Consider the following 16,398-nt stretch of genomic DNA (forward strand, 5'->3'; position numbering starts at 1 on the left):
CGTTCCGCACCGGCAGCGCAATCAGGCGGCGAGGCCCGCCGCCGTTTTCTGGAAGCCCACGAAACCGGGCAGGGCCTCGATGCGTCCAAGCCAGGCCTTGACGTTGGCGTAGCCGCTGAGGTCGACGTTGCCTTCGGGCGCACTGGAGACATAGCTGTAGAGCGCGACGTCGGCGATCGTCGGCCGGCTGCCGAGCAGGAAGTCGCGGTCGGTGAGTTCGGCTTCGATCAGTTGCAGGATGCGGTGTGCCCTGGCGATCACTTCCTCCGGCCGAAGACCCGCGCCGAAGACGGTCACGAGCCTTGCAGCGGCCGGGCCATACGCGATTTCGCCGGCGGCGACCGATAGCCATTTCTGCACTTTCGCCGCGCCGGCGGGATCTTCCGGCAGCCAGTCGGAGCGACCGAGCTTCTTGGCGAGATACACGAGGATGGCGTTAGAGTCGCTCACGATCGTGCCGTCATCGTCAAGCACCGGAACCTGTCCGAAGGAATTGAGCTTTAGGAAATCGGGCGCCTTGTGGGCCTTTGCCAGGAGGTCGACGTCGACAAGGTCATGCGGCACACCAAGCAGGGCTAAAAAGAGCTGGGCGCGGTGCGAGTGGCCCGAGAGTGGATGGCGGTAAAGTTTCATCTTTCGTGTCCTCTTGTATCGCGGCCCGCCGACGGATCAGCCGCCGGAAGCACCATGTGCAATCATTCGGCAGCGAAAACCGGTTTTCTCGGAGCGAGCTCAGCGTCCACGGGCGCTTCGGAATGAACCGCCTTCCTCAACAATCTATGCCCTTCCGGAATTTGGTTGTAGAATGTCATTCTGGTAGATGGATTCTCGTAAATTGGAAGGCAAATGGATCGACTGGATGCAATGACCGTGCTTCTCGGCGTCGTCGAGGGCGGGAGCCTGTCTGCTGCATCGCGGCGGCTTCGCATGCCGCTGGCGACGGTCAGTCGCAAGGTTTCGGAACTGGAAACCCATCTCGGTGCGCAATTGCTCACCAGAACCAATCGGCGGATCCAGCTGACGGAGGCCGGGCGAACCTATGTCGACGCGGCGCGAGAAATCCTTGCGCGTGTCGACGAGGCGGAACGGGTGGCGGCTGGGGAATACACGACGATCAAGGGCGATCTGACGATGACGGCGCCAATCGTCTTCGGACGGCTGCACGTGCTGCCTGTCGTCGTCGATTTCCTCAAGGCCAACCCTGACGTCAACATGCGCCTGTCTTTGGGCGACCGGCTCGTCAATCTCGTCGACGATCACATCGATGTCGCGCTCAGGATCGGCAACCTGCCGGACAGCAACCTGATCGCCACGAAACTCGGCACGATAAGGCGGGTCGTCTACGCGAGCCCAAGCTATTTGGGCCGGAATGGACAGCCGGGTCATCCGAGCGAGCTTGCCGACCACGATTGCATCACGTTCGAAGGCTTGATGTCGAACCGGACCTGGAGCTTTGTCGACGGGAAGGACGAGATCACTGCCCCGATCCGGTCACGCCTCGCGGTCAACACCGCCGAGGCCGCAGTCGACGCTGCCGTTTCCGGGCTCGGCCTGACACGCGTTCTGTCCTATCAGGCGGCACGCGCGGTTGCCGATCGTCTGCTTGTGCCGGTGCTGGAGACGTTCGAACATCCGGCGCTGCCGGTTCAGCTGGTCTACCTGCCGCAGGGTCACGTGCCGATGAAACTGAGAGCCTTCGTCGATTTCGCGGCTCCCCGGCTCAGAGCTGTGCTGAAATGACAACGCCAGAACCACCCCCAATGGATATTTCCCCTGATGTCACCGGCTGATCTGCGGTGCCTCGCCGATGATGGCGCCTCGGTCAGCCGTCGCGATGGGCAGGTCACCCGCCTGCCGAAGTTGATGCATCGCTTGCAGCGGGCGCGGTCGGTGGACGAGCGTGACCAGCACGAAGGACAGGATCATCAGCAGATACCACGCACCCAGCTTCTGCAGCGACACCAGCGTCCAGCCGGCGTGTTGCGAGGGATAGATCCAGGCGCGCGACCACGTTCCGATATTCTCGGCAAACCAGATGAACAGGGCAATGAGCAGAAAGCCGATCAGCAGCGGCATGCGATGCCGGAACCGGAAGACGCGGTAGTGCACGGTCGTGCGAAAGAACAGGATCGCGATGATGGCAAACAGCAGATAGCGCAGATCCACGACGAAGTGATGGGTGAAGAAGTTGGCATAGATGGCGAGAGCCAGGAGCACCGTTGCCCAGCGCGGAGGATAATGGGTGTAGTGCAAATCGAGAATGCGGGTCACGCGAGCAAGGTAGGAGCCGACGGCGGCATACATGAACCCTGAAAACAGCGGCACGCCGCCGATGCGAAAAACGCTGGGTTCCGGATAGATCCAGGAACCGACGGACGTCTTGAAGATCTCCATCAGCGTGCCGACGATATGGAAGATCAGGATGACCTTGGCTTCGGCAATGGTCTCGAGCTTGAAGGCCAGCATGAGAAGCTGGATGCCGAGGGCGGCGAGGAACAGGAAATCGTAGCGGGCAAGGCCGATCTCGTCCGGCCAGAACAGCTTGGTTGCAATCATCAGCGCGAGCAGGGTGCCGCCGAAGAGACATGCGAAAGCCTGTTTGATGCCGAAGACGAGAAATTCCGTCAGACCGCCAGGGATGCCATCGCGTGGAAGCCTGTCGAGCAGCCGGTGCGCGGCCGCATCGATGCGCGCTTCCAGTGATGTGAAACGTCTGTCATCCGATCGCTGCGCCACGCGATTCGCCTCCATCCCGGTGTCGCAGGTGCGATGCCGGGGCAATGCGGTCGAATTGTGGATCGGCCCGAACCTGAGGGCTCGGGCTGACGGCTATCGGAAGAGGCTCGGCAGCCAGAGGGACAGGCCGGGGATGTAGGTGACGAGCATCAGGACGGCGATGCTGGCGCCGAAGAACGGCCAGATGGTGCGCATCGCCTCGCGGATCGAAATGCCGCCAACGGCGCAGCCGACAAAAAGTACGGTGCCGACGGGTGGGGTGTTGAGGCCGATGCCGGCGTTCAAAATCATCACCACGCCGAAATGCACCGGGTCGATGCCGAACGCCTTGACCACCGGCAGCAGCACCGGCGTGCTGATGATGACCAGCGGCGCCATGTCCATGAAGGTGCCGAGCAAGAGCAGAATGATATTGATCAGCAACAGCACGATGATGGGATTGTCGGAAATGGCGCTGATGGCGGCGACCATGCTTTGCTGGACCTGCAGGAACGCCATCAGCCAGCCGAAGGAGGCGGCGGTGCCGATGACCAGAAGCACCATCGCCGTGGTGCGCACCGCCTGCAGCACCGCCTCGACGAAGCCGCTCCAATCGAGCTCGCGGTAAACCAGCAGGGCGACGAGCAGGGCATAGAACACGGCGATGCACGAGCTTTCCGTTGCCGTGAAGATGCCGGAACGTACGCCGCCGAAGATGATGCCGATCAGCAGCAGCCCCGGCAGAGAGGCGAGCAGATAAAAGCCAAGGCGGCGAAGACCCGGGAACGGCTCGGACGGGTATCCTTTTTTCCGCGCCACGACATAGGCCGTGACCATCAGCGCTGCGGCGAGCAGCAGGCCGGGCAGGATGCCGGCGGTGAAGAGATCGGCGACCGAGACGTTGCCGCCGGCGGCGATCGAATAGAGGATCATGTTGTGCGACGGCGGGATCATCAGCGCGATGATCGCGGCATTGACCGTGACATTGACGGCGTAACTGCGGTCGTAGCCGCGCGCGGCCATCTGCGGGATCATCAGCCCGCCAACGGCGGATGCGTCGGCAACGGCGGAGCCGGAAATGCCGCCGAACAGCGTCGAGGCGACGATGTTGACCTGGCCGAGGCCGCCGCGCAGGTGACCGACGATGCCTGCGGCAAAGCGAATGAGGCGGTCGGCGATGCCGCCGCGCACCATTAGGTCGCCGGCAAAGATGAAGAACGGGATCGCCATCATCGCGAAGACGTTCATGCCGGAATTCATCTGCTGGAAAACAACGATCGGCGGCAGGCCCATGTAGATGACGGTCGCCAGCGACGCGATGCCGAGGCAGAACGCGATCGGCATGCCGATCATCATCAGGATGGTGAAGGTGCCAAAGAGAATGCTGTAGGCCACTATGCTGCCTCCTGAAGGACGATCTCGGCCGCCGGTGCCTCGCCCAGTACGACGTCGGCAAGACGCTCCGCCGCAAACACGGCGATCAGCAGGCCACCGGCAATCATCGGAAAGAAGTCGACACCGCCCGGCCAGCCAAGCACGGGGATGGTCGCAGCCCAGGTGCCGGCGGAAAGCAGGGTCGAGTAGAAACTCATCGCGAGGCCGAAGAGTACGATCAGCGAGAGGCTGGCGATATCCATCAGTCTCTGCATGGCGGGGGATGCCGAGTGGCGCACGAAATCGAGGCCGAGATGCACGCTCTCGCGAACGCCGACGGCGGCTCCGAGTACGATGAACCATGACATCAGATGCAGTGACAATGGCTCCGACCAGCTTGGCGTATCGTTGAGCACATAGCGGGCGAAGACCTGCCAACCGACGATGCCCGTCATGGTGACGAGACCCGCACCCGATATGTAGAGCGAGAGCCGGCTGAGCCCGGCAAGCGCGGGCCTGACGGCCCGCATGAAACGCCACATTGCCATATCCTCCATAGGCTGCAGACGAGGGGAGTGCCCGCCTAACAGACCGGGCACTCCGTCGATCGGCGGATGCCGCTAATTGATGGCGCGGATCCGCTCGAGCAGGTCCTTCATCTGCGGATCGGTGACGAAGCGATCGTAGACCGGCTTCATCGCTGCGGAGAATTCGGCCTTGTCGACGGTGATGACATTGGCGCCGGCGGCGCGAACCTTCTCCTCCGAGGCCTTTTCCCGGGCGGTCCAGAGCTCACGCATCTTCACGACCGACTCTTTTGCTGCGTCCTTCAGAACCTTCTGGTCGTCGGGCGAAAGCTTGTCCCAGCTGATCTTGGAAATCACCAGGATCTCCGGATTGAGGGAGTGTTCGGTGAGCGTGTAGTTCTTCGCGACCTCGAAATGCCTCGAGGATTCGTAGGACGGCCAGTTGTTTTCGGCCGCATCGACAACACCGGTTTCAAGCGAGGAATAGACTTCGCCGAAGGGCATCGGCGTTGCGTTGGCGCCGAAGGCTTCCATCATCGCGATCCAGAGATCCGACTGCTGGACGCGAACCTTCATGCCCTTGAGGTCGGCAAGCTTCTCGATCGGCTTCTTGGTCGAATAGAACGAGCGCGCGCCGGAATCGTAGAAGGCAAGGCCGATCAGGCCGTGCGGTTCGAAAGCGGCCAGCACTTCGTCGCCGATCGGGCCGTCGACGGTCTTGTGCATGTGTTCGGTCGAGCGAAACAGGAAGGGAAGCCCGAGCACCACGGTCTGCGGCACCAGGTTGTTGAAAGGTGCTGCGTTGACGCGGTTCATGTCGATGACGCCGAAGCGGGTCTGTTCGATCGTGTCCTTTTCGCTGCCGAGAGCGGCGTTGTTGGTGACGTCGATCTTGATGCGGCCGTTGGTGCGCTTGGCGACCAGCTCGCCCATATATTTCACCGCATCGACGGTCGGATAACCGTCCGGGTGGATGTCGGCCGAGCGCAGGGTGATTTCCTGCGCCTGCAGGGTGCCGGCGCAAAGGGCTACGCCCAGGGCCAGGCAAAGCGTTTTTGCAATGTTCATCTTGTCCTCCTCCTTCTTGTGGCGCCGAAGCCTCCTCGCTCCGGACGCATGCGGGTGGCTTCAGGCACCTCCGTCCGTGAATGGCTTCAAGCCAAAGAGCCGTTCAGGATTTTCGACGAGCGCGCGGTGACGGGCCTCGGCATCGGGCAGCCAGCCCAGCACCGTGTCGGTCAGTTCGGCGTCGTCGGGATAGTCGGCGTTGGTCTTTGCAAGGTTGTGCGGCCAGTTGCTGCCCCAGACGATGCGCTCGGGCGCATGGACGGCGATCGCGCGCGACAAGGCGGCGACGTCGGCGAAATCCGGACTTCCGGCTCTCGAGGATTCGTAGACGCCGGCGAACTTGAACCAGCAGTTGCCGCCATCGATCAGCCGCTTGACGGCAGCGACTTCAGCGCCATCCGGTCCGGCGCCCGAGAAGAACTTGCCGTGATGATCGAGAACCCAGCGGGACTTGAGTTTCTTCAGTCTCGTTTCGTGCTGGAGAATGGTGCTGCCGTCGAACTGGACGGCGATCATCCAGTCGCGTGCGGCCGTGCGATCATCGACGGCTTCGAGTTCGTCGAGGCGAACGGCGCCGCCGGGCAGGTCCATGATCCTTGCGCCGATGACACCGGCGGCCGCCAGGGCGTCGAGCTCGCTCTCCGACGTTTCCGCGCCGAAGGCGGCGACGCCGTGGGCGTCGGTGCCCATGACGTTCAGGCATGCAATCAGATTGGCATTGTCGCGCTGATGGGCGTTGCCCTGGGTGATGATGACCCTGTCGATGCCGAGCCAGCGCATGAATTGTCCGTATTGGTCCGCATCGGGCAGGGCGCCGGCGGGAAGTGCGGGCCCGCCAGCAAGGGCGGGAAAGCCGGGCAGATACATGTGCATCTGCGTATCGACCGCGCCCTTCGGCAGCGGGATCTTGGGCGGGCGACCGGAGAGCGCTCTGACCAGCATCTCAATCATCCCTCATCCGGAACTCGGCAAGCGCATCGCGGTTGATCTCGATGCCAAGTCCCGGGCCGGAGGGGATTTTGACCACCCCCTGGTCGTGCTCGATCGGGGTTTTGATCACCGCCTGTCGGAACGGGTTTTCGGTGCGATCGAATTCGAGGATCGGCTCGATCGGATTGACGCGAACCGGATTGGGCACCATCGCCGCCATGAACTGAAGGGCTGCTGCAATGTGCACCGCCGTGCCCCAGACATGCGGCACGATGCGCACCCCGTGAAGCGCTGCCATATCGGTGACGCGGCGCGCCTCGGTGAAACCGCCGACACCGGCCAGATCGGGCTGGAGGATGTCGACTGCGCGGGTTTCGACCGGCTCGCGCATGCCCCAGCGGCTGTGCCAGGTTTCGCCGCCGGCGACGGGCAACGGCTGGCCGGCGCGCACCTCGCGATAGGCGCCGAGCTGCTCCGGCACGACCGGTTCCTCGAACCAGTCGATATCAAGCTCTGCGGCCTTCCGGCCGAATTCGAGCGCTTCAAGCACGTCGTAGCCGTGATTGGCATCGACCATCAGCCGCATGTCCGGCCCGACAGCCTCGCGCACGGCGCGCACGACGGCGAGGTCTTCCTTGACGCCAAAACCGATCTTGATCTTGCTGGCGTGAAAGCCCTCAGCGCGATAGCGCGCGACTTCGGCGGCGTTGTCTTCAATGCGGTCGACGCCGTCGCGCTTGAAGCTGCCGGTGGCGTAGGCCTTGACCGTTTCCCGGAAGCGACCGCCGAGCAACGTGGAGACCGGTACGGCGAAATGTTTGCCCTTGATGTCCCAAAGCGCGATGTCGATGCCCGAAAGGGCAGTCACCGCCAGGCCACGCTGGCCCTGGTCGCGCAGCGCGTTGTAGAGCCGCGCCCAGATCTTTTCGGTTTCGAGCGGGTCTTCGCCAACGAGCCATGGAGTATAGGCGCCGACCACCGCGGCATTCGGCCTCGCCGGGCCGAGGCACTCGCCCCAACCGGTGGTGCCGTCGTCGCAGACGATCTCGACCAGCACATGGGCGCGCCGGTCAAAGCGCATCGAGGCGCTTTGAAACGGCACCGCAAGCCGGTGCTCCAGGAGATGCGTGCGGACGGCTGCGATCTTCATTCTAGCGTTTCCACGGCGCAATGAGGGCTGCGAGCATGTCTTCTTCCTGCGGCGTCAGGTCGTCGAGCGGCGGTCGGACGCCACCCGCATCGAAGCCCTGAAGCCGGACGCCGGCCTTGATCGCGGCGACGGCATAGCCCTTGCGGCGGTTGCGGATCGCCATGAAGGGGTAAAAGAAATCGCGCAGGATCTCTTCGCAGCGCGCCCGGTTTCCGGCGCGCAATGCCTTGTAGAATTCGACGGCGAGCCCCGGCACGAAATTGAAGACGGCCGAGGAATAGGTGGTGAAGCCGGCGCCCAGATAGGCTTCGGCGAAAAGCTCTGCCGTCGGCATGCCACCGAGATAGGTGAGCCGGTCGCCCATCGTTGCGGTGATCTGGCGGATAAGGCCGATATCGCCGGTTCCGTCCTTGAAGCCGATCAGGTTGGGGCATTCGTCGCAAAGACGTTTCAAGGTGTCGACCGAAAGCACCGAATTGTCGCGGTTGTAAACCATGACGCCGATGCCGACCGACCGGCAGATCTCCCTCACATGAACGAACAGACCTTCCTGCGGCGCATCGATGAGGTAGTGCGGCAAAAGCAGGATGCCGTCGGCGCCGGATTTTTCGACCGCGCGCGCCAGTTCGACGCCGACCTCAGTGCCGAAGCCGCATCCCGAAACGATCGCTGTGTTGCCGGCAGCCTCTTTCGCGGCGGCGACGATGCCCGGGATTTCCTTCGGCGAAAGCGAAAAGAACTCGCCGGTCCCGCCGGCGGCAAACAGCACCGGGGCGTCGAATCCCGACAGCCACTCGACATGGCGACGGTAACTCTCGGCATGAAATTTTCGCTCGGCATCAAAATGCGTCACGGGAAATGACAACAGGCCGGCGCCAAGCGCGGCCTTGATTTCTTGCGGCGTCATGCTCGATTCCCCTGCCTGCCTCCTCTGGCAAAGTTGTCGTACATGTATGATGGGTTTATGTCAATGAATTATCGTACAGGTGCGCGCTGTTCGCGAAGCAGTGTGCGGTAACGCGCCTGGCTGCCGCGCAGATGACGCCGCATCGCCTCGCGGGCCCCTTCTTCGTCGCCGTTGGATATGGCGAAGACGATGTCGTTATGCTCGTTGTCGAGCATGGCGATGTAGGCGGATTGGTCCTGCTCGCTGTCGTCGTTGCGCAGGGCGCCGCGCGGGATGACGTTGCGCCCGATCATGGCCAGGAATTCGCGGAAGCGCGGGTTGTTGGTGGCCTCGGCTATGGCGAGATGCAGGGCGAAGTCGGCCTCGACGCTGGAGATGCCGGCATTCAGGCAGGCGCGCACCGCATAGTGCCGTTCGATGATCACCTCTTCCTGTGCCGGCGAGCGACGCAGGGCCGCAAGCCCCGCGGCTTCCACCTCGACCGCCGTGCGCAGTTCCAGGAGTTCGATCATCGAGGATACGCGCACCGGATCAACGTCCTGAAGGAAAAGCGGTGCTGCACCGGCAACGGGCGGCGTGTCGAGGACGAAGACGCCAGCGCCTTGGCGCGGCTCGACCAGGCGGTCCGCTCGAAGAGCTGCGATCGCCTCGCGCACGACCGTTCGGCTGACGCCATGGATCTCTGAGAGTTGCGCCTCGCTTGGTAACTTGCTGCCTGGTGGGAATTGCCCCCCGGTTATTGCCCGTCGCAAAGTGTCGCCAAGCCTCGAGGTCAACGTGCCTGTTCCGGTGCCCGGCTCCAGCTTCGTTTGAACACTCATCTCGTCTCCTTCTCGTGGCCATTGGCCGTCACGTCAGCTCTCTTTGCTCCACCCATATGCCAGATTATTCGGCCTATGGCATCACAGGACCGATTTATTGACGCAATTGCACCAACATGTATGATGAGTTGGGCTCAAATGCAATGTATCGATAGCCGGACCGACAGCGCGCCGGCGGCGGAGGATGTGACTTGAAGCGATTGTTGATCACCGGGGCCGCGGGGGCACTGGGCCGTGCCATGCGGCCGCGTATTGCCCATCTGGCCGAGGTCGTGCGCGTCTCGGATATTGCCGATCTCGGCAGCGCGGCGCCACACGAGGAGATCATGACCTGCGATCTCGGCGATGCGGCGGCCGTCGATCGGTTGGTCGAGGGTTGCGACGCCGTTCTTCATCTGGGCGGCATTTCGGTCGAGGACAAGTTTTCGAAGATCCTCAATGCGAACCTTTTGGGCCTCTACAATCTTTATGAAGCCGCGCGGGCGCATGGCCAGCCGCGCATTCTATTCGCCAGTTCCAACCATACGGTCGGCTTCTACCGGCAGGACGAGCCCGTGGCGGCGGATGCGCCGATGCGTCCCGATGGCCTCTATGGCGTGTCGAAATGCTTCGGCGAGGCGCTGGCTCGGATGTACTTCGAAAAGTTCGGCCAGGAGACCGCGCTGGTGCGCATCGGCAGCTGCATGGAAAAGCCGACCAACCACCGCATGCTGTCGACCTGGATGTCCTATGACGATTTCGCCGCTCTGATCGCAGCCGTGTTTCGGGCGCCGATGCTCGGCTGCCCGATCGTCTGGGGCATCTCGGACAATGACAGCCGCTGGTGGGACAATAGTCATGCCGCCTATCTCGGCTGGCGGCCGCGCGACAATGCCGAACGTTTTCGTGCCGAACTGGAATTGTCTCCCGGCCGGCCGGAGCCATCGTCTCCACTTGCCGTCTATCAGGGCGGAATGTTCACACGAGACCCGATCTTTACCGAGGAGTAGCCGGCTGGGCACGGCGGCCGACCTCCATCGCCCGACCGTGGCGCGCCGCAGGGTGCCCGAGTCCCGGCAGATTGATATCGTGTCGCAACTTTTCTGCCAAAGGGGTCGAGAAGAAAACCGGCCCTTCGATCACGTCGACGCAACGATTAAGGCAGGTGCGATGCACCTAGGCGCAGTGCGCCATCGAACCTCTCTCGGTTCTCCCCGGGGAAGGCGCCGGCTCGGCCGATTGGGCCACCAGCCCCGATGCAAACCGCGCAGCGCCGTCCTTGCCGGTGACCCAGACGGAGTTTCTCCCGGCAGCCTTTGCCGCATAGAGTGCGCGGTCGGCGGACGACAGAAGCTCGCTCGCTTCCTGCTCGTTGCCGACAAAGGCGACGCCGATGCTGACCGTTGCCGAAAGCGTGGTGTTTCCTGCCCTGACGAGCGCGTGCTCGAAGGCAACGCGGATATCTTCGGCGATCACTGCGGCCTGCGACCGGTCGACCCCCGGGAAGCAGGCAGAAAACTCTTCACCGCCCATGCGCGCGAGGAAGGCCCGGCCGCCTACGGCTAACGATATGACGGCGGCGCATTCGATGAGCACCTTGTCACCGACCGCGTGGCCATAGCGATCGTTGACGGCCTTGAAGTGGTCGATGTCCATGTACATCAACGCGCCTTCAGCGGGCTTTGTCGCAAGGTAGGTCTCGAGTTTTGCCATGAAGGCGCGCCGGTTCTGCACGCCGGTCAGGGCATCGGTTTCCGACGCCAGCTTGTACCTGTACTGCGTCCGCTCCTTGATCAGTGCGAAAAACGAGAAGCCGCCCGCCAGGCTATGAATGAACAACTCGAACGTTAGGAGCTGGTACCACAGCGGCTGCTCGGCGCCCGACGCCGTGTTGCCGAAAAGCGGCCAGACGAAGATGAGCGGGATGCGCACCAGATAAAACAGCCCATGCGTCGCGAAGAGAAACGCAACGATGTAGGAACTTGGAAGCTTCCGGAAATTGTCGGAACGAAAGATCTCGACCGCGATCATGGCCGAATAGACGAAGATCAGCGCTGAAAACAGCACGATCCTGCTGGTAACGTCATTCTGGACGTAGTCGGAAAAGCCGGTAACCAGCAGCCACAGTGCCGGTCCGGCCAAGGCGGATGCGATCTTGAGTGGCTGATTGTCGAAAGCACGCAAGCCGAGCCAGATCATCGCGATCCCCAGCACCGCAAGAGCATTGCCCAGCGAAACGGCGACGAAGGAATAGTCGGGGCCTCTGAGAGCCAGCAGGGTAAACCCCAGAGCCGCGACCAGAAACGCACAGGACCACAGCCGCAGTTCAAGGCTGTTGCGCTCCTGACGCGAAGCGAGCGCGAAGAACACAGCAAAGACCACAAGCGTGGCGAAAGAGCTCAGCATGATCGTCGGGGTATGTAGTGCTTCCACCGTCAACTCCTGGATTCCGCGGCACGTTATGCGCCGGAATCTTAAAAGTTTTGCAAAGGGCAGTTGCAAGGATTAGCGGGGGGGTACGAGTGCGGACACAGTGTTTTCGTCCGGGTTCGGACACCGGTCGCGTGCGACGCGCGGCCTGTTACGACGGCCTGTGCCCTTGCACCGTCAGGTCTGACATCAGTCGCTGCTGGCCCGCCCGGATGACGTCTTCCATCGCCTGCCGGGCGCCCTCGGAGTCACCGCGGCGAATTTCTTCGACAATGCGGATGTGGGTCACGGCGACACGGTCGATTTCGTTACGGTCAGCATTCGGGTTGGTAAGCTTGAATACGCCGATCAGCGCCGCCTCGATCAAATTGCCGACCGTCCGCATGAACGGATTGAGCGATGCATCGAGAAGATGCAGGTGGAACTCCAGGTCAGCATGGGCGAGTGTCTCTGCGCTGTGGTCGTCGTTGCCCATGGCAACGGCAAGCCGCATCATCTGGGCAATGTCGGCGTCGGAGGCGCGCTCGGCCGCAAGCGCTGCCGCCGACGGTTCGAGCGCCAGCCGGATTTCGCTCAGGTGATTGAGGAACGTCTCGTCGACACCGACGCTGAAATGCCAGGAAAGCACGTCGCTGTCGAACAGGTTCCAATGCGCCTGCGGCATCACGCGCGTGCCGATGCGCGCACGGGGGAACACGAGGCCTTTGGCTGCGAGCGTCTTCATTGCCTCGCGAAGCACTGTGCGCGACACCTTGAAGCGTGCCGCCAGCTCGACATCCCCTGGCAGAATATCGCCGGCTGCGAACTCGCCGCCGATCACCGCGCGCCCGAGTTCGTCGACCACATGGCCGTGGCTCGAGCGTTTCACGGGTTGTCTTGCGAAGCGTCCTGGCGACATGACGTGCAACGGGGTCCTTTCCTAGGCGTGCCGCTGTTCGCGGCGGGACACGTAGACGATGCCCTTCTGCATCAGGATGAAGACGAACAGCAGCAGGCCGATCAGGATCTTCGTCCACCAGCTGGAGAGGGAGCCGTCAAAGGTGATGTAGGTCTGGATCAGGCCCTGGATGAGAATGCCGATGAAGGTGCCCGCGACGAAACCGGAGCCGCCGGTCAGAAGCGTTCCACCGATGACCACCGCGGTGATTGCGTCGAGCTCGACGCCAACAGCCGCAAGCGAATATCCCGCCGACGTGTAGAGCGAGAAGACGATGCCGGAGAGACCGGCGAGCAGGCCCGACAACGCGTAGATCAGGATGGTGGTGCGCCCGACCGGGACGCCCATCAGCTTGGCGGTGGCTGTGCCGCCGCCAAGCGCATAGACGTCGGTGCCGAACCGGGTGCGATGGGCAATGAGGATGCCGATGGCGAAGACCAGCAGCATCAACCCGCCGATGAGCGTTATCCTGCCGCCGCCGGGAAGCTTGTAGTAGAGCGCTTTCATCGTGCCGTAGAACGGGTGCTTGATGGCGATGCTGTCGATCGACAGCACGAAGGCCATGCCCCGCGCCAGAAACATGCCGGCGAGCGTGACGATGAAGGCGGGCATCTCCAGGTAGTGAATGATGGCACCCATCACCGCACCGAAAAGCGTCGTGATCAAGAGCACCAAGGCGAAAGCCGCCAGTGGATGGATAGCGGTATTGTCCAGCACGACAGCCAGAAACACCCCGGTGAAGGCGATGACCGAGCCGATCGACAGGTCGATGCCGCCGGACAGGATAACAAAGGTCATGCCGACGGCGGCGATGCCGAGAAAGGCGTTGTCGGTCAGGAGGTTGCCGATCACCCGCGTCGACAGGATGTTGGGGTATTGCGCGGCGCAAAGTGCGTAGCTCACCACGAAAATGACGATGGTTGCGGTCAGCGGCAGGTATTTCGGTTTCATCGCGCTTGCCGCTCCGTCGGTTTTCTGCTGGCGCGCAGGAGCGCTACAAAGGTGAATGCGTTGCGAACCGGCGGCGACTGCAGCACGAGAATGAAGACGATGATCGCCGCCTTGATGATCAGGTTGAATTCCGGCGGGAAGCCGGAAAGCAGGATGCCGGTGTTGATCGACTGAATGATGATTGCACCGAGCACGGAGGCTGCGATGCTGAAGCGACCGCCGAGAAGCGAGGTGCCGCCGATGACCACGGCCAGGATCGCGTCGAGTTCGAGCCAGAGCCCGGCATTGTTGGCGTCGGCGCCCTTGATGTCGGCGGCAGCGATGATGCCGGCAATCGCGGCACAAAGGCCTGACAACATATAGGCAGCGATCAGCAGCACCGGGGTCAGCACGCCGGAGAGCGTGCTTGCCTGGCGGTTGATGCCGATCGCCTCGATCAGCATGCCAAGTGCCGTCTTGCGCACGATCAGCGCGACCAGAATGCCGAAGACCAGCCAGATGATCACGGGCAGGGGCAGCCATGCGAAGGAGCCGCTGCCAAGGAAGATCAGCCCCGGATCGTTGAAGGTGAGGATGGCGCCTTCGGTGACGAGCTGGGCGATGCCGCGCCCGGCGACCATCAGCACAAGCGTCGCGATGATCGGCTGGATATCAAGTATCGCGACGAGGACGCCGTTCCATAGGCCGCAGAGGATGCCGGTGCCAAGGGTGATCACGAGCGTCATCGCCAGCGAGTGGCCTGACGTGATCGACGAGGCGGCCACCGCTCCGCAGATCGCCATCACGGCGCCGACGGAAAGATCGATGCCTTTGGTGGCGATGACGACGGTCATGCCAATCGCGAGCAGCACCACGGGTGCGCCGCGGTTGAGGATGTCGATGAGGCTGCCATAAAGGCGGCCGTTCTGAATTTCGAGGCGGAAGAAGCCTGGGAACACGAACGATACCATCAGGAGGATGGCCGCCAGCGCTATGATCTGCGGCAGAAGCCGGAGCGCATAGCTCTTGAGTATTGCTGTCATGCCGCTCCCCGTTCATTCGCCGATGCGATGGCTTCGATGATCTGGTCCGCGGTGATCCTGTTGCCTTCGAGCGCGGCAACGTGCTGGCGGTCGCGAAGCACGACGATGCGCGTCGAATAGGCGACGAGTTCCTCGATCTCCGACGATATGACCAGCAGCGACATGCCTCTCTCGCGCAGGCCCTCGATCAGTCGGACGATCTCGGCATGCGCGCCGACATCGATGCCGCGCGTCGGCTCGTCGAGGATCAGGAATTCGGGCTCGGTCGCCAGCCAACGGGCGAGAATGGCCTTCTGCTGGTTGCCGCCGGACAGGAGCCGGATCGGCTTTTCGCGATCGGCCGTGCGGATGTCGAGCGCGCGGATGTAGTGGTCGGCGAGGCGGTTCTGTTCGGTGCGCGAGATCGGTCGGGTCCATCCGCGCCGCGCCTGCAACGCCAGCACGATGTTTTCACGCACCGAGAGGTCGCCGACGATGCCGGCGGTCTTGCGATCTTCCGGGCAGAAGCCGAACCGGCGCGCGATCGCCCGGCGCGGCGACGATAGCTGGACGGGTTTCCCGTCCACCTCCGCCGTGCCGCTGTCGGCGCGGTGCGCGCCGAAGAGGATCTCGGCGGTCTCCGTGCGACCGGAACCGAGAAGCCCGGCAATGCCGACGACTTCGCCCGCCTTCACGTCGAGGTCGAAAGGGGAGATGTGGCCCTTGCGGCCGTAATCCTTGAAGCGATAGCGCACCGGTCCAGTGACATCGGGCTCTTCGCGCGCTGCGCGGATCTCCGCTGCAAGCTCGCGGCCGATCATCATCGAGATCAGGTCGCGCCGCTCGAGTGTGCCCGTGTCGCGGGTGCCGACCAGCTGGCCGTTGCGCAGTACGGTGATGCGATCGGAGATTTCGTAGACCTGCTCGAGGAAATGGGTGATGAAGACGATGCCGAGCCCGCGGGCCTTCAGCCGGCGGATGATGCGAAACAGCATCTCGACCTCGTGGGCGTCGAGACTTGCCGTCGGCTCGTCCAGGATCAGCACCTTGCCGGAGAGATCGACGGCACGGGCGATCGCCACGACCTGCTGAATGGCGACGGAATAGCTGTCGAGCGCACGGGTGACGTCGAGATCGAGCTCGTAGTTTTCAAGCAGCGCGCGCGCCTGGCGGTTCATGGCGCCGACATCGACGAGCCCCAGCCGGCGCGGTTGCCGGCCGAGAAAGAGGTTCTCCGCGACCGTCAGATTGGGCAGCAGGTTGACTTCCTGATACACGGTACCGATGCCGAGCTTCTGCGCATTGAACGTGTCGCGCGGATCCACCTCGACACCCTCGAGCAGGATCGTCCCGCCATCGCGCCGATAGGCGCCGGTGAGACATTTGACAAGCGTCGACTTGCCGGCGCCGTTCTCGCCGAGAAGCGCATGAACCTCGCCACGACGCAAATGAAAGTCGACCTTGTCCAGCGCCTTTGCGCCGGGGAAAACCTTGTCGATCCGCGTCGCGGAAAGCAGGCTGTCGCCAATGGTCTGCATGATCCCTCCCTGAGTGGAACGCGGAGCGCCCGAATGGGCGCGCCGCATCGCTTCAGCGTGCCGAAGCACC

The 16,398-nt window shown here is 62.9% G+C and carries 16 protein-coding genes; 2 read left to right on the plus strand and 14 right to left on the minus strand.

Annotated elements, in window-relative coordinates:
• Positions 1 to 21 precede the first annotated feature (21 nt).
• On the minus strand, positions 22 to 633 hold the full coding sequence (locus tag AC1Q80_RS28365; RefSeq protein ID WP_173421127.1) for a glutathione S-transferase family protein: 612 nt from the start codon (positions 631 to 633) through the stop codon (positions 22 to 24).
• A gap of 213 nt (positions 634 to 846) precedes the next feature.
• On the opposite strand from AC1Q80_RS28365, the gene AC1Q80_RS28370 reads away from it, so the two are divergent.
• Positions 847 to 1,740 (plus strand): LysR family transcriptional regulator, encoded by an 894-nt coding sequence (locus tag AC1Q80_RS28370; RefSeq protein ID WP_173421126.1) that lies wholly within the window; start codon positions 847 to 849, stop codon positions 1,738 to 1,740.
• 39 nt (positions 1,741 to 1,779) lie between these two features.
• Here the strand turns inward: AC1Q80_RS28370 and AC1Q80_RS28375 are convergent, their stop codons facing one another.
• The 8 genes from AC1Q80_RS28375 to AC1Q80_RS28410 form a co-directional block, all read right to left on the minus strand.
• Complete coding sequence (locus AC1Q80_RS28375) at positions 1,780 to 2,736, minus strand: DUF817 domain-containing protein (RefSeq protein ID WP_492362608.1); 957 nt, start codon at positions 2,734 to 2,736, stop codon at positions 1,780 to 1,782.
• Between the two features lie 93 nt (positions 2,737 to 2,829).
• Positions 2,830 to 4,110, minus strand: a complete 1,281-nt coding sequence (locus tag AC1Q80_RS28380; RefSeq protein ID WP_492362609.1) for a TRAP transporter large permease — start codon at positions 4,108 to 4,110, stop codon at positions 2,830 to 2,832.
• On the minus strand, positions 4,110 to 4,631 hold the full coding sequence (locus AC1Q80_RS28385; protein ID WP_492362610.1) for a TRAP transporter small permease: 522 nt from the start codon (positions 4,629 to 4,631) through the stop codon (positions 4,110 to 4,112). Before AC1Q80_RS28385 ends, AC1Q80_RS28380 begins: the two co-directional genes overlap by 1 nt.
• 78 nt (positions 4,632 to 4,709) lie before the next feature.
• On the minus strand, positions 4,710 to 5,684 hold the full coding sequence (locus AC1Q80_RS28390; RefSeq protein ID WP_492362611.1) for a TRAP transporter substrate-binding protein: 975 nt from the start codon (positions 5,682 to 5,684) through the stop codon (positions 4,710 to 4,712).
• A gap of 60 nt (positions 5,685 to 5,744) precedes the next feature.
• Positions 5,745 to 6,626, minus strand: a complete 882-nt coding sequence (locus AC1Q80_RS28395) for an amidohydrolase family protein (RefSeq protein ID WP_492362612.1) — start codon at positions 6,624 to 6,626, stop codon at positions 5,745 to 5,747.
• Between the two features lies 1 nt (position 6,627).
• Entirely contained in the window at positions 6,628 to 7,764 is a 1,137-nt protein-coding gene (locus AC1Q80_RS28400; protein WP_492362613.1) for a mandelate racemase/muconate lactonizing enzyme family protein, read from the minus strand.
• Position 7,765: 1 nt separating this feature from the next.
• Positions 7,766 to 8,671, minus strand: coding sequence for a 5-dehydro-4-deoxyglucarate dehydratase (kdgD, locus tag AC1Q80_RS28405; RefSeq protein ID WP_492362614.1), 906 nt, complete (start codon positions 8,669 to 8,671; stop codon positions 7,766 to 7,768).
• A 68-nt stretch (positions 8,672 to 8,739) separates the two neighbouring features.
• Positions 8,740 to 9,492 (minus strand): FadR/GntR family transcriptional regulator, encoded by a 753-nt coding sequence (locus AC1Q80_RS28410; protein WP_173421118.1) that lies wholly within the window; start codon positions 9,490 to 9,492, stop codon positions 8,740 to 8,742.
• A gap of 191 nt (positions 9,493 to 9,683) precedes the next feature.
• Between AC1Q80_RS28410 and AC1Q80_RS28415 the strand changes: the two genes are divergently transcribed.
• Positions 9,684 to 10,481, plus strand: coding sequence for an NAD-dependent epimerase/dehydratase family protein (locus AC1Q80_RS28415; protein ID WP_173421117.1), 798 nt, complete (start codon positions 9,684 to 9,686; stop codon positions 10,479 to 10,481).
• A 166-nt stretch (positions 10,482 to 10,647) separates the two neighbouring features.
• Here AC1Q80_RS28415 and AC1Q80_RS28420 read toward each other — a convergent pair whose 3' ends face one another.
• From AC1Q80_RS28420 to ytfR, 5 genes are all read right to left on the minus strand, one after another.
• Complete coding sequence (locus tag AC1Q80_RS28420) at positions 10,648 to 11,904, minus strand: GGDEF domain-containing protein (protein ID WP_492362615.1); 1,257 nt, start codon at positions 11,902 to 11,904, stop codon at positions 10,648 to 10,650.
• Positions 11,905 to 12,052: 148 nt separating this feature from the next.
• Positions 12,053 to 12,799, minus strand: coding sequence for a FadR/GntR family transcriptional regulator (locus AC1Q80_RS28425; protein ID WP_492362616.1), 747 nt, complete (start codon positions 12,797 to 12,799; stop codon positions 12,053 to 12,055).
• Between the two features lie 21 nt (positions 12,800 to 12,820).
• On the minus strand, positions 12,821 to 13,789 hold the full coding sequence (gene yjfF, locus AC1Q80_RS28430; protein ID WP_492362617.1) for a galactofuranose ABC transporter, permease protein YjfF: 969 nt from the start codon (positions 13,787 to 13,789) through the stop codon (positions 12,821 to 12,823).
• Positions 13,786 to 14,811, minus strand: a complete 1,026-nt coding sequence (locus AC1Q80_RS28435; protein WP_173421113.1) for an ABC transporter permease — start codon at positions 14,809 to 14,811, stop codon at positions 13,786 to 13,788. The genes yjfF and AC1Q80_RS28435 overlap by 4 nt, the downstream gene beginning before the upstream one ends.
• Positions 14,808 to 16,328: a galactofuranose ABC transporter, ATP-binding protein YtfR gene (gene ytfR, locus AC1Q80_RS28440; RefSeq protein ID WP_492362618.1), complete on the minus strand. Its 1,521-nt coding sequence runs from the start codon at positions 16,326 to 16,328 to the stop codon at positions 14,808 to 14,810. Before ytfR ends, AC1Q80_RS28435 begins: the two co-directional genes overlap by 4 nt.
• Positions 16,329 to 16,398 lie beyond the last annotated feature (70 nt).

The organism is Ensifer sp. GW823-FHT05D09 (assembly GCF_058795755.1).